Annotated in this window: 11 protein-coding genes; 2 read left to right on the plus strand and 9 right to left on the minus strand. The window is 62.6% G+C overall.

Features of this window, described 5'->3' with window-relative positions; genetic code table 11:
• The first annotated feature begins 156 nt into the window (after positions 1 to 156).
• Complete coding sequence (locus DR039_RS11205; RefSeq protein ID WP_170166913.1) at positions 157 to 300, plus strand: hypothetical protein; 144 nt, start codon at positions 157 to 159, stop codon at positions 298 to 300.
• A 299-nt stretch (positions 301 to 599) separates the two neighbouring features.
• Here DR039_RS11205 and DR039_RS11450 read toward each other — a convergent pair whose 3' ends face one another.
• From DR039_RS11450 to DR039_RS02840, 5 genes are all read right to left on the minus strand, one after another.
• The gene (locus tag DR039_RS11450) at positions 600 to 1,238 is read right to left on the minus strand and encodes a ribbon-helix-helix domain-containing protein (RefSeq protein WP_229116745.1); all 639 of its coding nucleotides are present in this window, start codon (positions 1,236 to 1,238) and stop codon (positions 600 to 602) included.
• Positions 1,239 to 1,424: 186 nt separating this feature from the next.
• A complete protein-coding gene (locus DR039_RS02825; RefSeq protein WP_111835854.1) occupies positions 1,425 to 2,981 on the minus strand; it encodes an MSCRAMM family protein in 1,557 nt (518 codons plus the stop codon).
• A gap of 740 nt (positions 2,982 to 3,721) precedes the next feature.
• Positions 3,722 to 5,023: an ISL3 family transposase gene (locus DR039_RS02830; RefSeq protein WP_111835855.1), complete on the minus strand. Its 1,302-nt coding sequence runs from the start codon at positions 5,021 to 5,023 to the stop codon at positions 3,722 to 3,724.
• A gap of 235 nt (positions 5,024 to 5,258) precedes the next feature.
• The gene (locus tag DR039_RS02835; protein WP_111835856.1) at positions 5,259 to 6,140 is read right to left on the minus strand and encodes a hypothetical protein; all 882 of its coding nucleotides are present in this window, start codon (positions 6,138 to 6,140) and stop codon (positions 5,259 to 5,261) included.
• 1 nt (position 6,141) lies between these two features.
• Positions 6,142 to 7,011 carry an ABC transporter ATP-binding protein gene (locus DR039_RS02840; RefSeq protein WP_170166914.1) on the minus strand — a complete coding sequence of 290 codons (870 nt, stop codon included), beginning with the start codon at positions 7,009 to 7,011 and terminating at the stop codon, positions 6,142 to 6,144.
• A gap of 209 nt (positions 7,012 to 7,220) precedes the next feature.
• Here DR039_RS02840 and DR039_RS02845 point away from each other — a divergent pair, with 209 nt between their 5' ends.
• On the plus strand, positions 7,221 to 8,522 hold the full coding sequence (locus DR039_RS02845) for an ISL3 family transposase (RefSeq protein WP_111835855.1): 1,302 nt from the start codon (positions 7,221 to 7,223) through the stop codon (positions 8,520 to 8,522).
• 223 nt (positions 8,523 to 8,745) lie between these two features.
• Here the strand turns inward: DR039_RS02845 and DR039_RS11210 are convergent, their stop codons facing one another.
• The 4 genes from DR039_RS11210 to DR039_RS02860 all read right to left on the minus strand — a co-directional run bounded on the left by DR039_RS11210 (position 8,746) and on the right by DR039_RS02860 (position 16,088).
• Positions 8,746 to 8,901: a hypothetical protein gene (locus tag DR039_RS11210; RefSeq protein ID WP_170166915.1), complete on the minus strand. Its 156-nt coding sequence runs from the start codon at positions 8,899 to 8,901 to the stop codon at positions 8,746 to 8,748.
• Positions 8,902 to 9,060: 159 nt separating this feature from the next.
• Positions 9,061 to 10,668, minus strand: a complete 1,608-nt coding sequence (locus tag DR039_RS02850) for a SpaH/EbpB family LPXTG-anchored major pilin (protein ID WP_111835858.1) — start codon at positions 10,666 to 10,668, stop codon at positions 9,061 to 9,063.
• A gap of 66 nt (positions 10,669 to 10,734) precedes the next feature.
• Positions 10,735 to 14,853 carry a DUF5979 domain-containing protein gene (locus DR039_RS11635; protein WP_126622300.1) on the minus strand — a complete coding sequence of 1,373 codons (4,119 nt, stop codon included), beginning with the start codon at positions 14,851 to 14,853 and terminating at the stop codon, positions 10,735 to 10,737.
• A 338-nt stretch (positions 14,854 to 15,191) separates the two neighbouring features.
• On the minus strand, positions 15,192 to 16,088 hold the full coding sequence (locus tag DR039_RS02860; protein ID WP_229116746.1) for a class C sortase: 897 nt from the start codon (positions 16,086 to 16,088) through the stop codon (positions 15,192 to 15,194).
• Positions 16,089 to 16,196: the final 108 nt, after the last annotated feature.

Here is a 16,196-nt window from a genome sequence, read left to right on the forward strand (position 1 = left end):
GGGCGTTCGGTTGTCCAAACAGGTAAAGGTTGTCCACTGGACCCAAAGATGTTCGTTAGGCCTTTGGTTACGATTGGGCTGCCTTCTTCGGCACCTTCCCCCGGATCACCCAGTGTCCAGCCGGGGAGGAAAGGAGCCAGGGAGGAGGTGAGGGCCATGTCCAAACCCAAGGGCAAGGGCAAGAAAGTCCAACAGGACAAGGAAACGGCCCGGAAAGTGAGCGCAATCATTAACTCCAGCGCTCGCCTTATCCGGGCCGTCAGTGTCCTTTTGGATGCCCTCGGTAAGTGGTTCGACTGAGCCGCCTACCTCGGGGAGCCATCCGGGTTACAGCCGGGTGGCTCCCTACCATTATGCCCCACAAACACACTCTTGTCAGGCCCCGGACGGCAGCGCGTGCTGACCGGGCTACGGCTGACGCGGTTGCAGGCCCCCACTACCTGCGCAAACGGCAGACCCACGCAACCCGCGGAGCACACACGGCGTAGAACCTGTCCGGCGAACACGACAGTCTTTGGACAACCTTCCGCCCTTTAGACAACCTACGACCGCGCGAAAGGTTGTCCGAACGGCAGAAGGTTGTCCGAATGGACCTGAGATCAGGCGACCACTTGGGTTTCTCGCCTCAGGTACTCCTCCACAGCTTTGCGAATAACCGCGCTGGCGGTTGTGCTCCGCGCCTGGACGTACTTGGTCAGGGCTTCATCTGTGGCAGGGCTGAAGCGCACATGGCGGGCTGGAGACCGCCCGGCGCCGGTTGCCCGGACCTCACCAAGGTTGGGACGCCCCCGGAAGATCGTTTCTAGCTCGTCATCGCTTACGCGAGTGCCGGCGTCATGTCGGTGAAAGCTCCGCAGCGGCTTGACCCGCCCCGCGACGATGTCTTCATCGTAGGCGTCGTAATAGGTGTCCTCGTCATCTCTTTGAGCCACCATGTCGTCTCCTTGGTTTCCTTCGTTACTGCGGACTCTGGCATCAGGCCGACGGGACCAGGTGACGGTACAGTCGGTGACTTCCATGGCGTGAAAGATCTTGTAGGTGCCTCGGTATGTGATTGTGACGCCTACTTCAATGTAACGCAGAGCCCGCATATGGGGCAGACCAACGAACATAAAGCTCTTGTCACCTGAGCGCCGAGGCGGAAGTACCGCATAACCCGCATGATGTAGCACGGCATACACAGCGTCCGTGCGCGGGATTCCCTGTTTGTCTGCGGCGGAGGAGAACTCGAACTGCACGAGCATTATGGTAACACCATTTTTCAAGCTTGCCTACCCCAGTCAGCGCCCCCAAGCCCCAGCGCCCCAAGCGCCCAAGCCCCCAGGCCCCCATGCGCCCGCCCCCTCTCACAAAGCCTCTTACAAAACCGCGTGAGCGGCGCGGTATCCCCGCACCGCTCACGCGATCGCACAGGCTCGGGCGTTTCAGGCCGTGGCAGCACCCTCACAACGCCGTCGCACCCAGAGGCCGAAGGCCAGCGCAGTCACCGCCAAGCTACCTCCGCCAATAAGGAAGCTGTCTGCACCCAGCCCACCGGTAAGCGGCAGGAAGGGCACGGCCGTCTTCTCATTGGTGAAGGCCTCAGCAAACTGGTAATCGGGCTTGGCGGCGCTGAGTTCAAAGGGCCGCGGCGTCTTGTCCAGCTTGTAGCCAGCGGGGGCGGCGGCCTCCACTAGGCGGTACTCCCCCAGCCCCAGGCCGGTGAGCCGGAAGGCCCCCGGCTGAGGGTCGGCGTCCTTATAAGCGCCGACCTCACACGGGGCGGCCACACAGTCGCTCACCTTGGTGTCAGCCGGCACCTGCGGCCCGCTGAGTTCCCAGACTGAGCTTGACAGGGGCTTGCGGTTGGCGGCGTCCACCTTGTTCCAGGTGACTGACCCTTCCTGGCGGTGGTTGATGACGCCGTTCTCCCGGACCTTCCCTTCTGCTGCCTTCAGGACCGCGTCCGGTTTGGCGGCAGTGATCTCCTCGAAGTCCAGGGTTCCTTCCAAGGGCTTGAACCCTCTGGGAGCGTCCTTCTCCTGGATCGAGTATTGACCCGGCGCGAGCCCGCTCACCTTGAACTGCCCCTCAGCCGGGTCCTCGTCCTTAAAAGGCCCCGAGGCGCAGGGCCCCTTGACACAGTCGGCGACGACGACGCCCGCCGCAGGCTCCTTGGGGCCAGTCAGGGTCCAGCTGGAGGCGGCGAGCTTGCCGCCATTGGTGTCCACTTTGTTCCAGGTGAGGGTGCCGCGCTTGTCGGTGGCGGTGGTGCAGGCGTCGTTGTTGTCGATGCCGTCCACGTCGCCTTCCATTTTGACCACGTTGTAGATGCCTTTGGCGGGGTCCGGGGCGGGGCCGGTGGCGGCGCACTGACCGAGAGCAGCCATCCCGGCCTCAGTGATCTTGGAAGGAACGACGGCGTAGGTGACCTGCACTTTGTGGGTCTGGGAGGCATTTGGCGCAAGCTTGTCGCCGGCGGTGACCTGGTAGGAGGAGCCCGCTGCAGGTACCTGGACATCGTCAACCAACACTTTGGAGATGGTGAAGCCCTCCGGCCGGCCTGGGGTGTCGGTGACTGCCGGGGAGGTGGCCTCCGCCTTGCCTTTGTTGGTTACCTTCACCTGGTAGTTGCGCACCAGGCTGTTGGTATTAGAGGTGATCTCGGCGGGACCATCGGTGCCCGTCTTCTCGACGGCGAAGCTGGGCTTGGTGAAGGTATTTGTGGCCTTCACCTCGACCTTCGTGCTGTTGTCGGCGAACTTGAGCGTGGCGGTGCCGTTGCCCGCGTCGGTGAGCTGGGCGCCAGAACCCGTATTCACTAGGGAGTAGGAGACCTGTACCCCTGCAGGCAGGTCTTTCTCCCGGATCGTGCAGGTGCTTGTGGTGCGGGTGGGGGCGGCTGTGGTGGTGCTGCCCGCTGCGATCGGCTCCAGCGCGGTGAAGCCGTCCCCTTGGGCACTTGTATTCGAAGGTGTATTTGCCGCCGAGGGCGGGCGCATCTCCGGCCACCGCCTTGGTGATCGTGAAGCTGGTCTGCTTGCCAGATCCCTGGCCACCAGCCCCGGGAACGGTGGCGTGATTGGAGAGGGTCTCGTTGCCCTCAGGGCCATCGGTGATACGAGCGGTGTTCTGCAGCTTCTCCATATCCTTGTAGGAGGGCTGGACCGGGCCTGAGAAGGAGAACATCAGGGACTCTTTGAAATAGATATACCGACCGAAGACATCAGGCTTGAGCTTCAGGATGATGCCTTTGGCGCCGTCTGACTCACAGCTAAAGCGGTCAGAGCTAAGCGCCTTGCCTTCTAAGTTCAACTTGTAGGTCGGGCCAGGAGTTCTATCTACCAATCTCACACCCTGGCAAGACAGGGAGTAACCAACCCCTCCGGGGTCCTTAATTACTACGGGCTGGCGGTGGTCACCCTTAAGGGGTGTGGCGACAAAAATATCCCACATGACCAAGTTCTGCTCTTCCCAGATGAAGCCCGTCGTCTTGAAACTCCGCTGAAAATCTCCTGAAGGTGGGTCTGGCAGCAGGTGGCCTTTAAGTGTACCTACACGCCCGCGGCAGCTATCAAAGGCCAGGTCGTATTTGCGATCCTTGGGGGTCGACTCAGCCCAGCCTACGCTCATATGGGCCGTGCCCTTGATATCTGAGTGGGTATTGGCGTAGCTGGTAAGGGTGAAGGTGCCGACGTTTCCGTTAAACACACCTTTGGCCACTTCTTCGGGCTCTTCCCAATCAACGGTGTAGGTGTCGTTTGAACCCGTCGGCTTCCAGGAGGCTGCGGGCGATGTAGTGGGTGAGGTTGCGCAAGCCCGGGGCGATGCCGCGCAGGTGTTCCAGGCGGCCGTTGATCGCTTCTGTGGGGCCGTTGGATGTGCCAGGGCGGTCGAAGAACGCGAGCACGTCGTCGGCGCGTCGAGCCAGGGTGCATCCCAGGCGGGCGACCTCGGGCAGCCCGGCCGGGACACCGGTGGCGATGGTGTCGATGAGCGCGGTCATGGTGGCCTTCCCGGTCGCTCGGTCGGGGTCGCGGTAGGCGGCGATCATCCGCTGATAGACGCTCCAGGTGACCTCGACCGCGGTGTGACGCTCATCGGCGAACAAGTCCTGCAGGCGCGTCTTCGCCCGGTCGGTGAGCAGGTCGGCGCCGGTGTGCAGGCTGCGACGGGCCCGGTACAGCGGGTCGCCGGCGCGGCCACGGCGGCCGAAGATGTCCTGCTGGGTGCGACGTCGGCACTCGTCCAGGACATCGGCGGCTAGGTGGACCACGTGGAAGGGGTCCATCACCGTCACCGCCTGTGGGACCTCCTCGACGGCAGCGGTCTTGAAACCCGTGAATCCGTCCATGGCGATGGCCTCGATGCCATCGCGCCAGGCCTGGTCGCGCTGGCCCAGCCAGGTCTTGAACACGGCCTTGGACCGGCCCTCGATCATGTCGAGCAGCCGAGCGGTCCCGGTCCCGTCGCGTACACCGGTGAGGTCGATGATGACGGTGACGTACTTGTCGCCCTTGCGGGTGTGACGCCACACGTGCTCGTCCACGCCGATGACTTTCACGCCCTCGAAGCGGGTGTTGTCGCTGATCAGGACCCTGCGACCCTCGGCCAGGACGGCGGTGTTCGCGGTGTCCCACGCCACCCCGAGCGCCTCGGCGATGCCAGACATGGACAGGTGGGCGACGACGAGCCCTTCCAGCGCCCACGCCAACGCGGTACGGGTGAGCTTGGACCGCGGGGCCGCCGCGCAGGAGAGGTCCTGGCGCCACACCTGCCCGCACCCGGTGCAGCGGTAGCAGCGCAGCCGCACCCGCAGGATCGTGGGGCGCCACCCCAGCGGCGCGTGGGCGAGTTCACGCACGGTGCTGTCCCGCACCCGCCCCTGGCACCCACACCGGCGACACCACCGATCCTGCGCGACGACACGGCAGGCCAGCACCGCCCGATCCTGGTCCACGCGTTGCCCGACGGCCTGCAGGCCCAGGTCATCCAGCCCGGCGAAGGTGGTCACGTCGGGGGTAGTGAAGGTAGCGTCGCGCATGTCGAGGTCTTCCAGATCAGCGGTGTAGGAACCTTCATCTTCGGCAGGCCTCGACCCCTACCCCAGCACCGACGCACCCACCCCCACCGCCCCCGCCGCGGCTCGACCTACACCCTCAACTGAGAAAAGCCCTCAAACCATAGTCCGAGTAGTTCTTAGCACTCAGGGGTGTGGTTTTTGCTTTCCGTTAGCGAGTATCGCTTAAGGGGGCAGACTCAGAAGTGGGAGTTATTTGCTAGGATACGTCTCTTCTGCACAGCAGAAAGGTGCCCAAAGACGCGCAAACCACCAGCCAGCAAATTATGAAAAGCAATGCTACTGAGCCTGAATGCAGCGCGTTCACCCCGGGCGAAGACAGAGCGCTAAGCACTTCAGTTCTGTCCAACGCGGTCGGAAGTGAACCAATATTCCCAGTCAAGGTGAACCCGTGCAGGACTTTGAAGAAGTTGGAAGATCCGGCCAACATTCCAATACCAAGCGTTTCAATACCGAAGGTCCAGCCAAGACCGAGCATCACAGCACCTAGGATCGACCTGGTCAGATACCCGAACAGAGACCCCAAAACTGCATATGAGAAGAGCCCGAGAGTTGTGGCACCAAGACCCAACATCGTTCCGCCGAAATCAAAGCCGAACCCCGTGCCTTGAATAGCAGTGAAAATAGTGGAGCAAATAGCTGCTGCAATAAAAGAATACAAAGCCATAATCAAGGAGACGACCGCCATGGTGACCAAGCGGCTAACTCCAAGCCACCAGCGCTTGGGGATTCTCGCCAAAAGCACACCCAAGGTCTTTAACTCGTAGTCGCTGCAGACCAGGATGGCTCCCACGACCACGCCAACAGGAATACCATATAGAGGTACAGAAGCAGTCACGTATTCACCCAACACCGATAAGTCGAGGCCTGCCCGTAGAGCTTCAGCAGCTTCAAGCCCGATTGCATCGGTCGCAGTGTGGTAGAGGATGTACGGAATTACATAAGCAAAAATCACGATCTGCAAAACCCAGATGAGCACGGCTATCCGAATTGCCGGCTTAAGACTCGCCGCTTTCATATCTGTGCGAACGATCTGCCACAAGCCTGTTGACGAGCTTTTCTGAACACTAACAGCACTCATTTCACTGCTCCTTCCGAGTCATCGACAGATAGGCGGCCTCTAAGGAGTCCCGTCGTTTGACGGACCTGACCTCGATGTCCCCCTTAACTAGGACCTTGACCAAATCTGATGCAGTCACACCCTCCGGCAGATAGGCCAGAAGACTTGATCCGTCAACCTCAACCTTGATGCCCATGCCAGTCAACAGCTGCGAAGCCTTAGCTAGATCCCCCACCTGCAACTCGAATGGAGCCTGGCCGTTGAACTGTTGACGAAGCTGCCCTGGCGTGCCAGTAGCCACAAGTTTGCCAGCCTCCAGGACGGTGACGGCGTCGCAAACTTGCTCAATCTCGCCAAGCAGATGGCTGGAAAGTAAAATTGTAGTTCCAGACTCCCGAAGGGTCCTCATCAAATCTCTGATTTCCGTAATCGCCAGAGGATCCAGACCATTTACAGGCTCATCAAGAATCAGCAATTCGGGCTTACCCAAAAGGGCAATAGCTATTCCAAGCCGCTGCTTCATGCCAAGAGAGTACCGCGAGGCTTTATCTCCAGCTCGATTGGCTAGCCCGACAAGTTCGAGAATGCGCCCGCATTCAGCATCGTCCACACCGAAATATCCGGCAAATAGGGCCAAATTTTGCCTTCCACTAAGATGCTTGTAGAAAGCCGGCATCTCAATCAACCCACCCACATTGTGAGCCATCTGCCCAGCAGGGTGACCGAACACGCTAACGGTGCCGGATGTGGGGCGAATCAGATTAAATAGGCACTTCATCAACGTAGTCTTACCAGCACCATTCCTACCCACCAGCCCATGGATAGCACCCTTTTCCACGGAAAAATCGAGACCATCAAGCGCAATCGTTCCTGCCCGGTAGGTCTTGCTCAAGCCATGACAGTCAACAATTCTCTTCACTGCTCCTCCTATCGCTTTCAGTAATTAACAGCATACTCCACCGAGATAACTGGCTTTTCTCAGTTGAGGGTGTAGGTCGAGCCGCGGCGGGGGCGGTGGGGGTGGGTGCGTCGGTGCTGGGGTAGGGGTCGAGGCCTGCCGAAGATGAAGGTTCCTACACCGCTGATCTGGAAGACCTCGACATGCGCGACGCTACCTTCACTACCCCCGACGTGACCACCTTCGCCGGGCTGGATGACCTGGGCCTGCAGGCCGTCGGGCAACGCGTGGACCAGGATCGGGCGGTGCTGGCCTGCCGTGTCGTCGCGCAGGATCGGTGGTGTCGCCGGTGTGGGTGCCAGGGGCGGGTGCGGGACAGCACCGTGCGTGAACTCGCCCACGCGCCGCTGGGGTGGCGCCCCACGATCCTGCGGGTGCGGCTGCGCTGCTACCGCTGCACCGGGTGCGGGCAGGTGTGGCGCCAGGACCTCTCCTGCGCGGCGGCCCCGCGGTCCAAGCTCACCCGTACCGCGTTGGCGTGGGCGCTGGAAGGGCTCGTCGTCGCCCACCTGTCCATGTCTGGCATCGCCGAGGCGCTCGGGGTGGCGTGGGACACCGCGAACACCGCCGTCCTGGCCGAGGGTCGCAGGGTCCTGATCAGCGACAACACCCGCTTCGAGGGCGTGAAAGTCATCGGCGTGGACGAGCACGTGTGGCGTCACACCCGCAAGGGCGACAAGTACGTCACCGTCATCATCGACCTCACCGGTGTACGCGACGGGACCGGGACCGCTCGGCTGCTCGACATGATCGAGGGCCGGTCCAAGGCCGTGTTCAAGACCTGGCTGGGCCAGCGCGACCAGGCCTGGCGCGATGGCATCGAGGCCATCGCCATGGACGGATTCACGGGTTTCAAGACCGCTGCCGTCGAGGAGGTCCCACAGGCGGTGACGGTGATGGACCCCTTCCACGTGGTCCACCTAGCCGCCGATGTCCTGGACGAGTGCCGACGTCGCACCCAGCAGGACATCTTCGGCCGCCGTGGCCGCGCCGGCGACCCGCTGTACCGGGCCCGTCGCAGCCTGCACACCGGCGCCGACCTGCTCACCGACCGGGCGAAGACGCGCCTGCAGGACTTGTTCGCCGATGAGCGTCACACCGCGGTCGAGGTCACCTGGAGCGTCTATCAGCGGATGATCGCCGCCTACCGCGACCCCGACCGAGCGACCGGGAAGGCCACCATGACCGCGCTCATCGACACCATCGCCACCGGTGTCCCGGCCGGGCTGCCCGAGGTCGCCCGCCTGGGATGCACCCTGGCTCGACGCGCCGACGACGTGCTCGCGTTCTTCGACCGCCCTGGCACATCCAACGGCCCCACAGAAGCGATCAACGGCCGCCTGGAACACCTGCGCGGCATCGCCCCGGGCTTGCGCAACCTCACCCACTACATCGCCCGCAGCCTCCTGGAAGCCGACGGGTTCAAACGACACCTACACCGTTGATTGGGAAGAGCCGTTCTTCGTTGCCGTCGTATAGGGAGAACTTGTCCGAACCCAGGTAAACCACCAGTTCCGAGGGAATAGTAAAGGTGAAGGTGCTTCCCTCACGCGCATCCTTGTCACTCTTCCACGAGAACTGAAGCTGCGCAAAGCCGTTGCTCTGGCTGTAGAAGAGGCCATTCTTAAGATCTCCCTGCTTTCAGGACAGGTTGGAGATCGTGCCAACTCAGCGGGCGGCAACTGCGGGCGGAGTTACTGGACTGTGGGGCAGGGCGGTGAGGATTCCAAGCAGCAGAGCTTGGGTCATAAGGACAATGAGAAAGACACTTAGGCGGTGCTGTTTTCTGGGTTTACTGCGGTATATGAACTGTGTAGTACTCATTTTGCTGGTGCTGTCCTATATCAGGGTTATTTGTTATCTAGGAGGGCCAGTCACCGCTAATGCCGTCGGCGGGTGACTTATTCAGGTGCAGGCGCGCGTTTTCGTGTGAGCGGTGCGGCGCTACACCACACCGCTCACACGAAAAAGCAGAGTTGGGCCTCAGGCGGCGGCAGCGTCCTCACGCCTGCGCCTGACTATGGCCAGTCCTACGGCTAGGCCCAGAAGGCCGACACCTGCGGCAGTCACTAGCTGACCGGCTAAACCGGTGATGGCCAGAGGGTTGCGGGGACGCTTCTGGTTCTGGATGACGATCTCCGCGGCGTTATTCGCCTCACCGGGAGTCACTTTGACTGGGGTGAGTGCGTCGCGCCCGCTAGGCAGCTTGTATCCCCGCGGCGCTTCAATCTCTTTGAGGACGTAGCAGCGGTGGTGGTTGTCGTGTTCCCAGACGCTCTCGCCGTATTCGGCAGCGCCTGCTGCTTTGGAGGCCTCGCCCTTGTCAACAAAGAGTCCCGCGATCCTCACGACGCCGTCGGCGTCGCTGGTAAAGGTTTTCTCGCCAGCAACGGTCAGGGCCTCGCCGTCGGTTTCCTGGGTGCAGGTGTTTCCGTAGGCGGCCTTGGCGTTGTAGACCTCAAACTTGGCGCCAGCGAGGCTCTTGCCGCCCTCCTTGTCCTGCTTGGTTGCTGCTAGACCACCCCAGGAGGAGAAGACTTTCTTGGCGGGCTGCGGTACCTCACCGGGGGGCGGGGTCAGGGGAGGCTCGTCGGGCGGGTTCTCGCCGGGCCGGGTGTCCACGTGGGTCTCAGCCGAGTTGGATACCTCGCCAACCCGGATTGCCTTGGTCACCAGGGTTACGACCAGTCGCTTGCCCTGGCGCTGCTTGATTTCCGTCAGCCCTTTTTTGGTCAGGGACACGTAGATTTTGCCGTCCTGGACGGTCACCTTGTAGTCCACGTCCCGGGCAAAGGTGTCTTCCCCAACCTTCACGTCGGAGACCGTGACGGAGTCGTAGGGCTGCCCCTCCCCCATGATGTCCACGACTATGAACTGACTAAAGCTGAATCCGGGGTCCAGCACCGGGATGGTCTGGCCCACCTCGTAGTTCAGCTGGCCGTCGTTATCCAGACCGTGGTTGGAGACGCGGACGGTCTTGGTGGGTGCGTCCGCGAGGCGGTTCTTGGGGTAGACGTTGACGTCGTAGATCCAGGGGCCGTCTTGGCCGGGGAAGGGGACGGTCGCTACGAAGGGCAGGCTCTTCTGCACCACATTTGCGGGCGTGGCGGTCTCGCACACCAGGTAGGCGGCTACGGGCAGTTTGGCGATGGTCGCCTGGCCAAGGTTGTCCGTCGCTGGCGAGTCTTGCCCCTGCCCGAATACGGCGTCCTGCCCGCCAGGCAGCTTCAGGGCGGGGTTCTTGGAGCCTGCGCCGCAGGCGCTGGACGGCACCTCAAGGCCCTTGAGAGCGTCCCAGGCAGCCGAGGTACGCAGGTCCAGGCTGGTGATTGGGAAGGCGGTGAATACGACCCCTTGAACTCCTTCAGCCTTGACTTCGGTCTTGCCGTCGGGGGTGCCTGCCCGGTCCTGGCTGCCGCTGACGTGCTTGTGGATTACCAGAGAGCCGACGGCGTCGTGGTTGATATTGCCTAGGGCACTGCCCTCGGCTGCGGCGGTTGTGGGGATCAGGCCTAGGCCAGCGGCAGCTAGCGCGGCGGCCCCGATGCCTACAGCTGCGTGCCTGGTAAGGCTACGAACAGCGATTTTCATTGGCGCTTCTTTCAATGGAAGTACTAAAGGGCGGGGATTGAATGCTGCGGGCAATAGGCGTCCCCCTCAGGCGGCCTTCTGGCTTTGCCGCCAGGCGCGCAGAGCCAGCACGCCGGACCCTCCCAGCAGTACCGCAGCCGCCAGCACATGCGGCAGGAACCCGGCCCCACCCGACAGGGGCAGACGTGCCGCCTCAATGTCCTTGATGGTGAGGGTGTCCGCCACCGCCGGGTCCGCCACCGCCGACGCCGTCGCCGTGGAGACACCCAGCTTGTTGCCGTTGAGCACCTGGATACCGGTGGCCGTGACCTTCACGTGCACGGGGTTCGCGAGCAGGGTGTGCCCGGCCGGGGCCACTTTCTCCACCAGCCAGTATTCACGGTTGATGAGCTGGGGAGCCACGTTGAACTCGCCCTTGGTCCCCGTGGGGGTCACGGCCAGGGGCACCGGAGTGGCCCCCGCAGCTGAGGGGTCCGTGGAGTACAGGTCGAAGGCGGCTCCGTCCAGGTTCCCCTGAGAGCCGGTCTTGATGACCATGAAGCCGCGCTTGCCGGCGTTCGCGTCCACGTCCACGCAGGCCTTGTTGTGATTGGGGCCGGTGGCCACGTCCTTGCCGGGGTCGGTGATGAGCTTGTTGAGCAGGCCGTGGCCGTCTTCGAACTCGCCGCCGTTGTTGGTCTTGCAGGCCAGCGCGGACTCGTCGTAGTTCGGGTTGGAGGGGTCCACGGTGACGTTCATGGTGACCACCCAGGTGAGGGTCCGGCCTGAGTGAATGGTTTCACCGTTGTCCAGCCGGTAGGAGCCGTTCGCGGCGGTCACTTCCTGGGCGGGGCTCCCGTCCTTGGAGACGGTCACCTTGTTGACCACCAGGCCGGGTGCGAAGGCGGGCCGGTCGGTGATTGTGCCGGTGGCGCCGGGCAGGGCGCCCTGGTTCTCCACGGTGATGGTGTAGCCGACGTCGAAGGTGGAGCCGGGGCCGGGGCGGGTGGTGACCGTCTTGTTGAAGTGCAGTAGGGCGGTGGTGGACAGGCAGGCGGTGTCGTTGTCGGTGCCGTCGACGTCCCCTGCCATGATGGCGGTGTTCACCAGGCCGGCGGGTTTGCCGTCGGCGCGGGTCTTGCCGCAGGTGTAGTCCTCGGTGGTGAAGCCGGGGGCGTAGGGGTCCACGGTGAAGTGGACCTGCACCCCGAGCACGCGGGTGCCGCCGTCGGCCTGTCCGGCAGGGGCTTGGGCGAGAGGCTGCCCGGAGCCCGCTGCGGCCAGCACGAAGCCCTTGGGGTCGGTGAGCTCGGCCCCGGTGATGGTCTTGACCAGGTTGCCGTTCTCGCGCACCTCCGCCTTAGTGACCTTGGCGGAGGCGGGCAGGCCGAGCTGGTCGCGCACGTCGTTGATGATGGTGGAGTCCACGTGGGAGTGGTTGGTGACGGTGACCGTGTAGGCGGCGGTGTATCCGCTTCCGTCCAGGGAGCGGGTTACGGCGCCGGCTTCTTTCCTCACGGAGAACTTGGGGTTGGCGGGCACGGAGCCGCAGGCCTTGGCGGCGACGGCGTTGGCGTCGCCCTTGGTGGTCAGGCCGGCGGTGTTGAACACGGCCTTGCCGTTGGTGGCGGCGTTGGCGTCGCAGGTCTCGCCTGCCGCCAGGCCGGGGAGGCCGGGGTCGGGTGCGGAGACGTTCATGACCGCCGTGTAGGTGTGGGTGCCTGCGGCGGGCAGGGTGACGTCGCTGATGGTCCAGCTGGTGGTGCCTGCGGGCACGGCTACGACGGTGCCGTCGTCGCGGGTGATGGTGGTGGTGTTCACGGTGGTGCCCGCCGGGAGCTGCACGGTGTCCGTGAGGGTGTAGGTCAGCGGCGCGGCGGTGGAGGGGTTCTTGACGGTGACCTTGTAGGTCTGGTCGAAGGTGTCCTTCCCGCCCACTTGGGCGGCGGCCTTGGCCACGGACTCGAAGCTCTTGGTCACGCCGGCGTGCGGGATGACGGTGTTGGTGACGGTGACGGAGAGGTCTCCGTTGGTGGTGTCGGGGACGGTGAACTCCACTCCCGGCCCGTTGCCGCCTGCTGCCGCTACCGGTTTGGTGGCCACGGGCTGGTTCGCACCGTTCCTGCCGACGGTGACGGCGAAGGCGGGGGCGCCCCAGGTGAGGGTTCCGGAGTCGGCGGCCGGGGTGCTCAGGTGGGCGTCGGTGAGCTGCTGCTCGGTGACGGTGCAGGTGGCGCCGACCTTCATGGCGGCGAGGTTCACGGGGGTGCCGTTGGCGGGGGCCTTGGCTGTGCCGGTCTCGGCTGGTCCGCCTCCGGGCGGGGTGCAGGAGTAGGAGAGTTGGTACTCGGTGGGTTTGGCGGCGTCGGTGGCCCCGGTAACGGTCTTGGTGGCGTTTACTGGGGTGGTGTCGGTTTTGTGGTGGATGGTGCAGGTGGCGTTGGCGCCCTCACCGAGAACGGCGTAGGTGGTTCCGTTGTCCTTGCGGACGGTGGCTCCGGTGCAGGTCCAGTCCCCGTTTTGGACGTATCCGTTGGGACCGCCGGTGGTGGAGAGCACGTAGGTGCCTCCTGTGGTTTTCTGACTGGTGACTGAAGCGGTGTTGGCGGCGCCAGTGATGATCTTCTGGCCAAACAGTCCGGCTTCTTTGGGGGTGGCGGTGAGGGTCCATTCAGTGGGGGAAGCACTGCCGGAATCGACTATGTTTTTGAGAGTAAGCTGGCCAGTGGCCAGGATGTACTCGTTGTGCCAGGTGCAGTTCACGGCTGCTTGCTGGAAGTTGACGGCGAGCTCGCTCTGGTCCAGGCGCAGGGAGCGGTTGGTGAGGTCAACGTTGTTTGAGCGGTCCAGGCGTCCGCCGCCGTGCTTGGCGTTCATGAGGAGCGGGTCGTGGGGCGGGTGGGTGAATAGGCAGTCGATGCCGTTGAGGTACCAGCCGGAGATGGTGACGGTGCCGTCTGCCTGCACCTTGGCCTGCTTTGTTTGTGCGTCCTGGGTGGCTGAGGCCAAGTCGTTGGGGGCTAGGAGGGTGTAGACCTGGGACTGAGCGGAGCGTCCAGCCTCTCCCCAGCTGGTGGGGGTCAGGCTGTCCAGTTTTTTACCCCAGTGCTCCTTGCCGTAGGACCCAGGTGCTGAGGTGTTGCTGTAGTCGAAGCGAGGCGGGTTGCCCAATTGGTTACGGACGGATTCATCTGCTTTGGCGTCAGTCTGAAAAGTGATTGGCCGCAGCTGCTCGATGGAGCCATAGAGGCAGCCATAAGAAGTCCTTTTCTCAGGGGTCACGAAGAACTCGTTGACGTAGGCGTTTTCCGCTAGCTCGGTTGAACACTGCTCGTTTTCACCGTTGAAGGTAAAGCCCCAAATCTTGAGCTGGTACTCGATACCGGTGGCGGGGTCACGCCAGGTGGTTTGGGAGCGGTCTGATCTGATGCTGAGGTAGTCGTCAGAGCAGGCTTGCCCCCAAGCGTCGTGCAGGGTCACCTTGTCGTCGTCGGAGTAGAAGTAGTAGTCACCAGCGGAGGACTTGTAGAGGGGCTTCCCGTTGTAGTCGTAGATATACTGCCCACCTACACGCCCCACCTGATGGTTCTGGTTGAAAGCATACTTGGTTTTAACTCGCGTATCACGTTCCTTGTGCCCTCCACCGTTGGAGCCGATGACCATATGGCCGTATTGATCTAGCTCTGCCGTACAGTCATTGACTGTATCCTCCTCCGCCCAGGGGAAGTCAGAGTTGATTGTACCAGCTGTCTTGATCTCGAAAGAGCCACTGTATACTGCAGGTTTACTGGTGTTGTTGCCGGAGAAGATTGGCTGATTGTTGTGACGCATGGTGCCCAGTAGGAAGGGTTCGCCAGCGTTGACGGTGGTTGTTTTAGACGGTTTTAGGGACATGGAGCTTTGGCGTCCCTGCATAGGATCTGTGCCATAGCTATTTGGGCACTTGTCTGCTTCGGGCTGACCATAACTGACAGCGGCGTACTTGCCAGAACTGCCTGTCACAATCCCGGTGGAGCTATTGGTTTCTCTCCCGGCTCCGTAGTAGTGAAAGCAAGGCTTGTCCGGCCTGTGGGAGGCTTCAACGTTTTTTAGCACCACAGAGGTGTCACCCAAAGGCACGACGAGCGGGCCGGCGGCCTCGGCGCTGGGGATGACAAAAGGCGCGAGCACTGCGCCGCCCAGGGCGAGGGTCAGGACCGTGGCCATGGCCGCGATGGTGCGGCGGACCCCCCAGGGGTTGCGCGCTTTGCACCTGTGGGGTGCAACCGGGGCAGCTTCACTCGGGTGCGGGGCTGGAGTCGTCATACATGAAACCGTTCGTCGATACGTTCAGATGCTAAAAGTGCAGAAGTTAATCGGAATCTAACAGTAGGGACGCTAGCTCCCGCGCACGTTTCAGTAACACCCCTGCATCAGCTTGGCGACTCTCCTAAACCCTACGTAAATCACCGAAATTACTACATCGCACTCAGGGCGCGGTGGCACCGTCGCCTCAGTGCGTAAGAGTCGTTTGGGAGGGCTCGGGGGCCGCAGGGCACGGGGGCTCACCGACGGCGACAGCGACGCTTGGGCGGGTAGCCAGCTCGCCACACATACACGCACACCAGCGTGATACCTGCCAGGTCCAACACGATCCACCAAGGGAAGCCAGGAATATCCGGTGCCTTACCTTTGGCTTCCACATCCTTGGCCGGGGTGGGGGTAATCCGCTCCCCCGTGATCAGGATGCGGTGCGTGTTAATGCCCAGGGGTGTGCAGGTCACCAAGGTGGCCAGGTCCTTGCCTTCCACTGCGCGCAGGGACTCGGTCTCCTCGGGCTCAACTACCTTCTTATCAAAGACCCGGTAAGTGAGTACCTCGCCGAATACCTCCATGGTGAAGGTGTCCCCCACCTCCACCTTGTCCAGGTTGGTGAACATGGTGGCGTTAGCTAGCCCCCGGTGTCCGGTGACTACGGTGCGAGTGCTGGGCCCGCCAACCGGCAGGGAGGTACCTTCCAGGTGTCCCAGACCGGCCAGCAGAGTTTCCTCACTGGTGCCGTGATAGATCGGCAAGTCAAGGTCGATCTTATTAATGCGAAGCCGGGCCATTAGGCCTCCGCCGTTGGCGTCCAGCATCTTGTCGTAGTTGAGCGACTGGTCGGAACTGGTGCCGTCACCGGTGGGGACGTTGGTGTTGGCTTCCAGGACTGCACCAACGGACAGCGCCTGGTTGTACTCGTGGGCGCGGGCCAGTTGCTCAGCGGCGGCCGGTCTGGCCTGGGTCACCTGCGCCGCATAGTCAGTGACAATTTTGGACTGATTGTACTGGCTAATCCAGGCGGCTGCTGTCGGATAGCTGAAAAGCAGGATCCCAGCAATGGCCAGGACGGCGGTAATCACTGCCAACCAGGACAGGCGCCATTTGCGGGGCTGTGGAACTGAGGCCCGTTTGGGGGCCACGAGTATGTGTTGTCCGGCTTCATTTGTGACGGGAAGCCACTGTGGTGTGGGCGCGGTGGGCCCTGGCGGTGTTACCGCCAGTGGGGTCGCAGGCCGTGCGGTTGTTCC

It is taken from the genome of Actinomyces bovis, assembly GCF_900444995.1.
GTDB classification, from domain to species: Bacteria; Actinomycetota; Actinomycetes; order Actinomycetales; family Actinomycetaceae; genus Actinomyces; species Actinomyces bovis.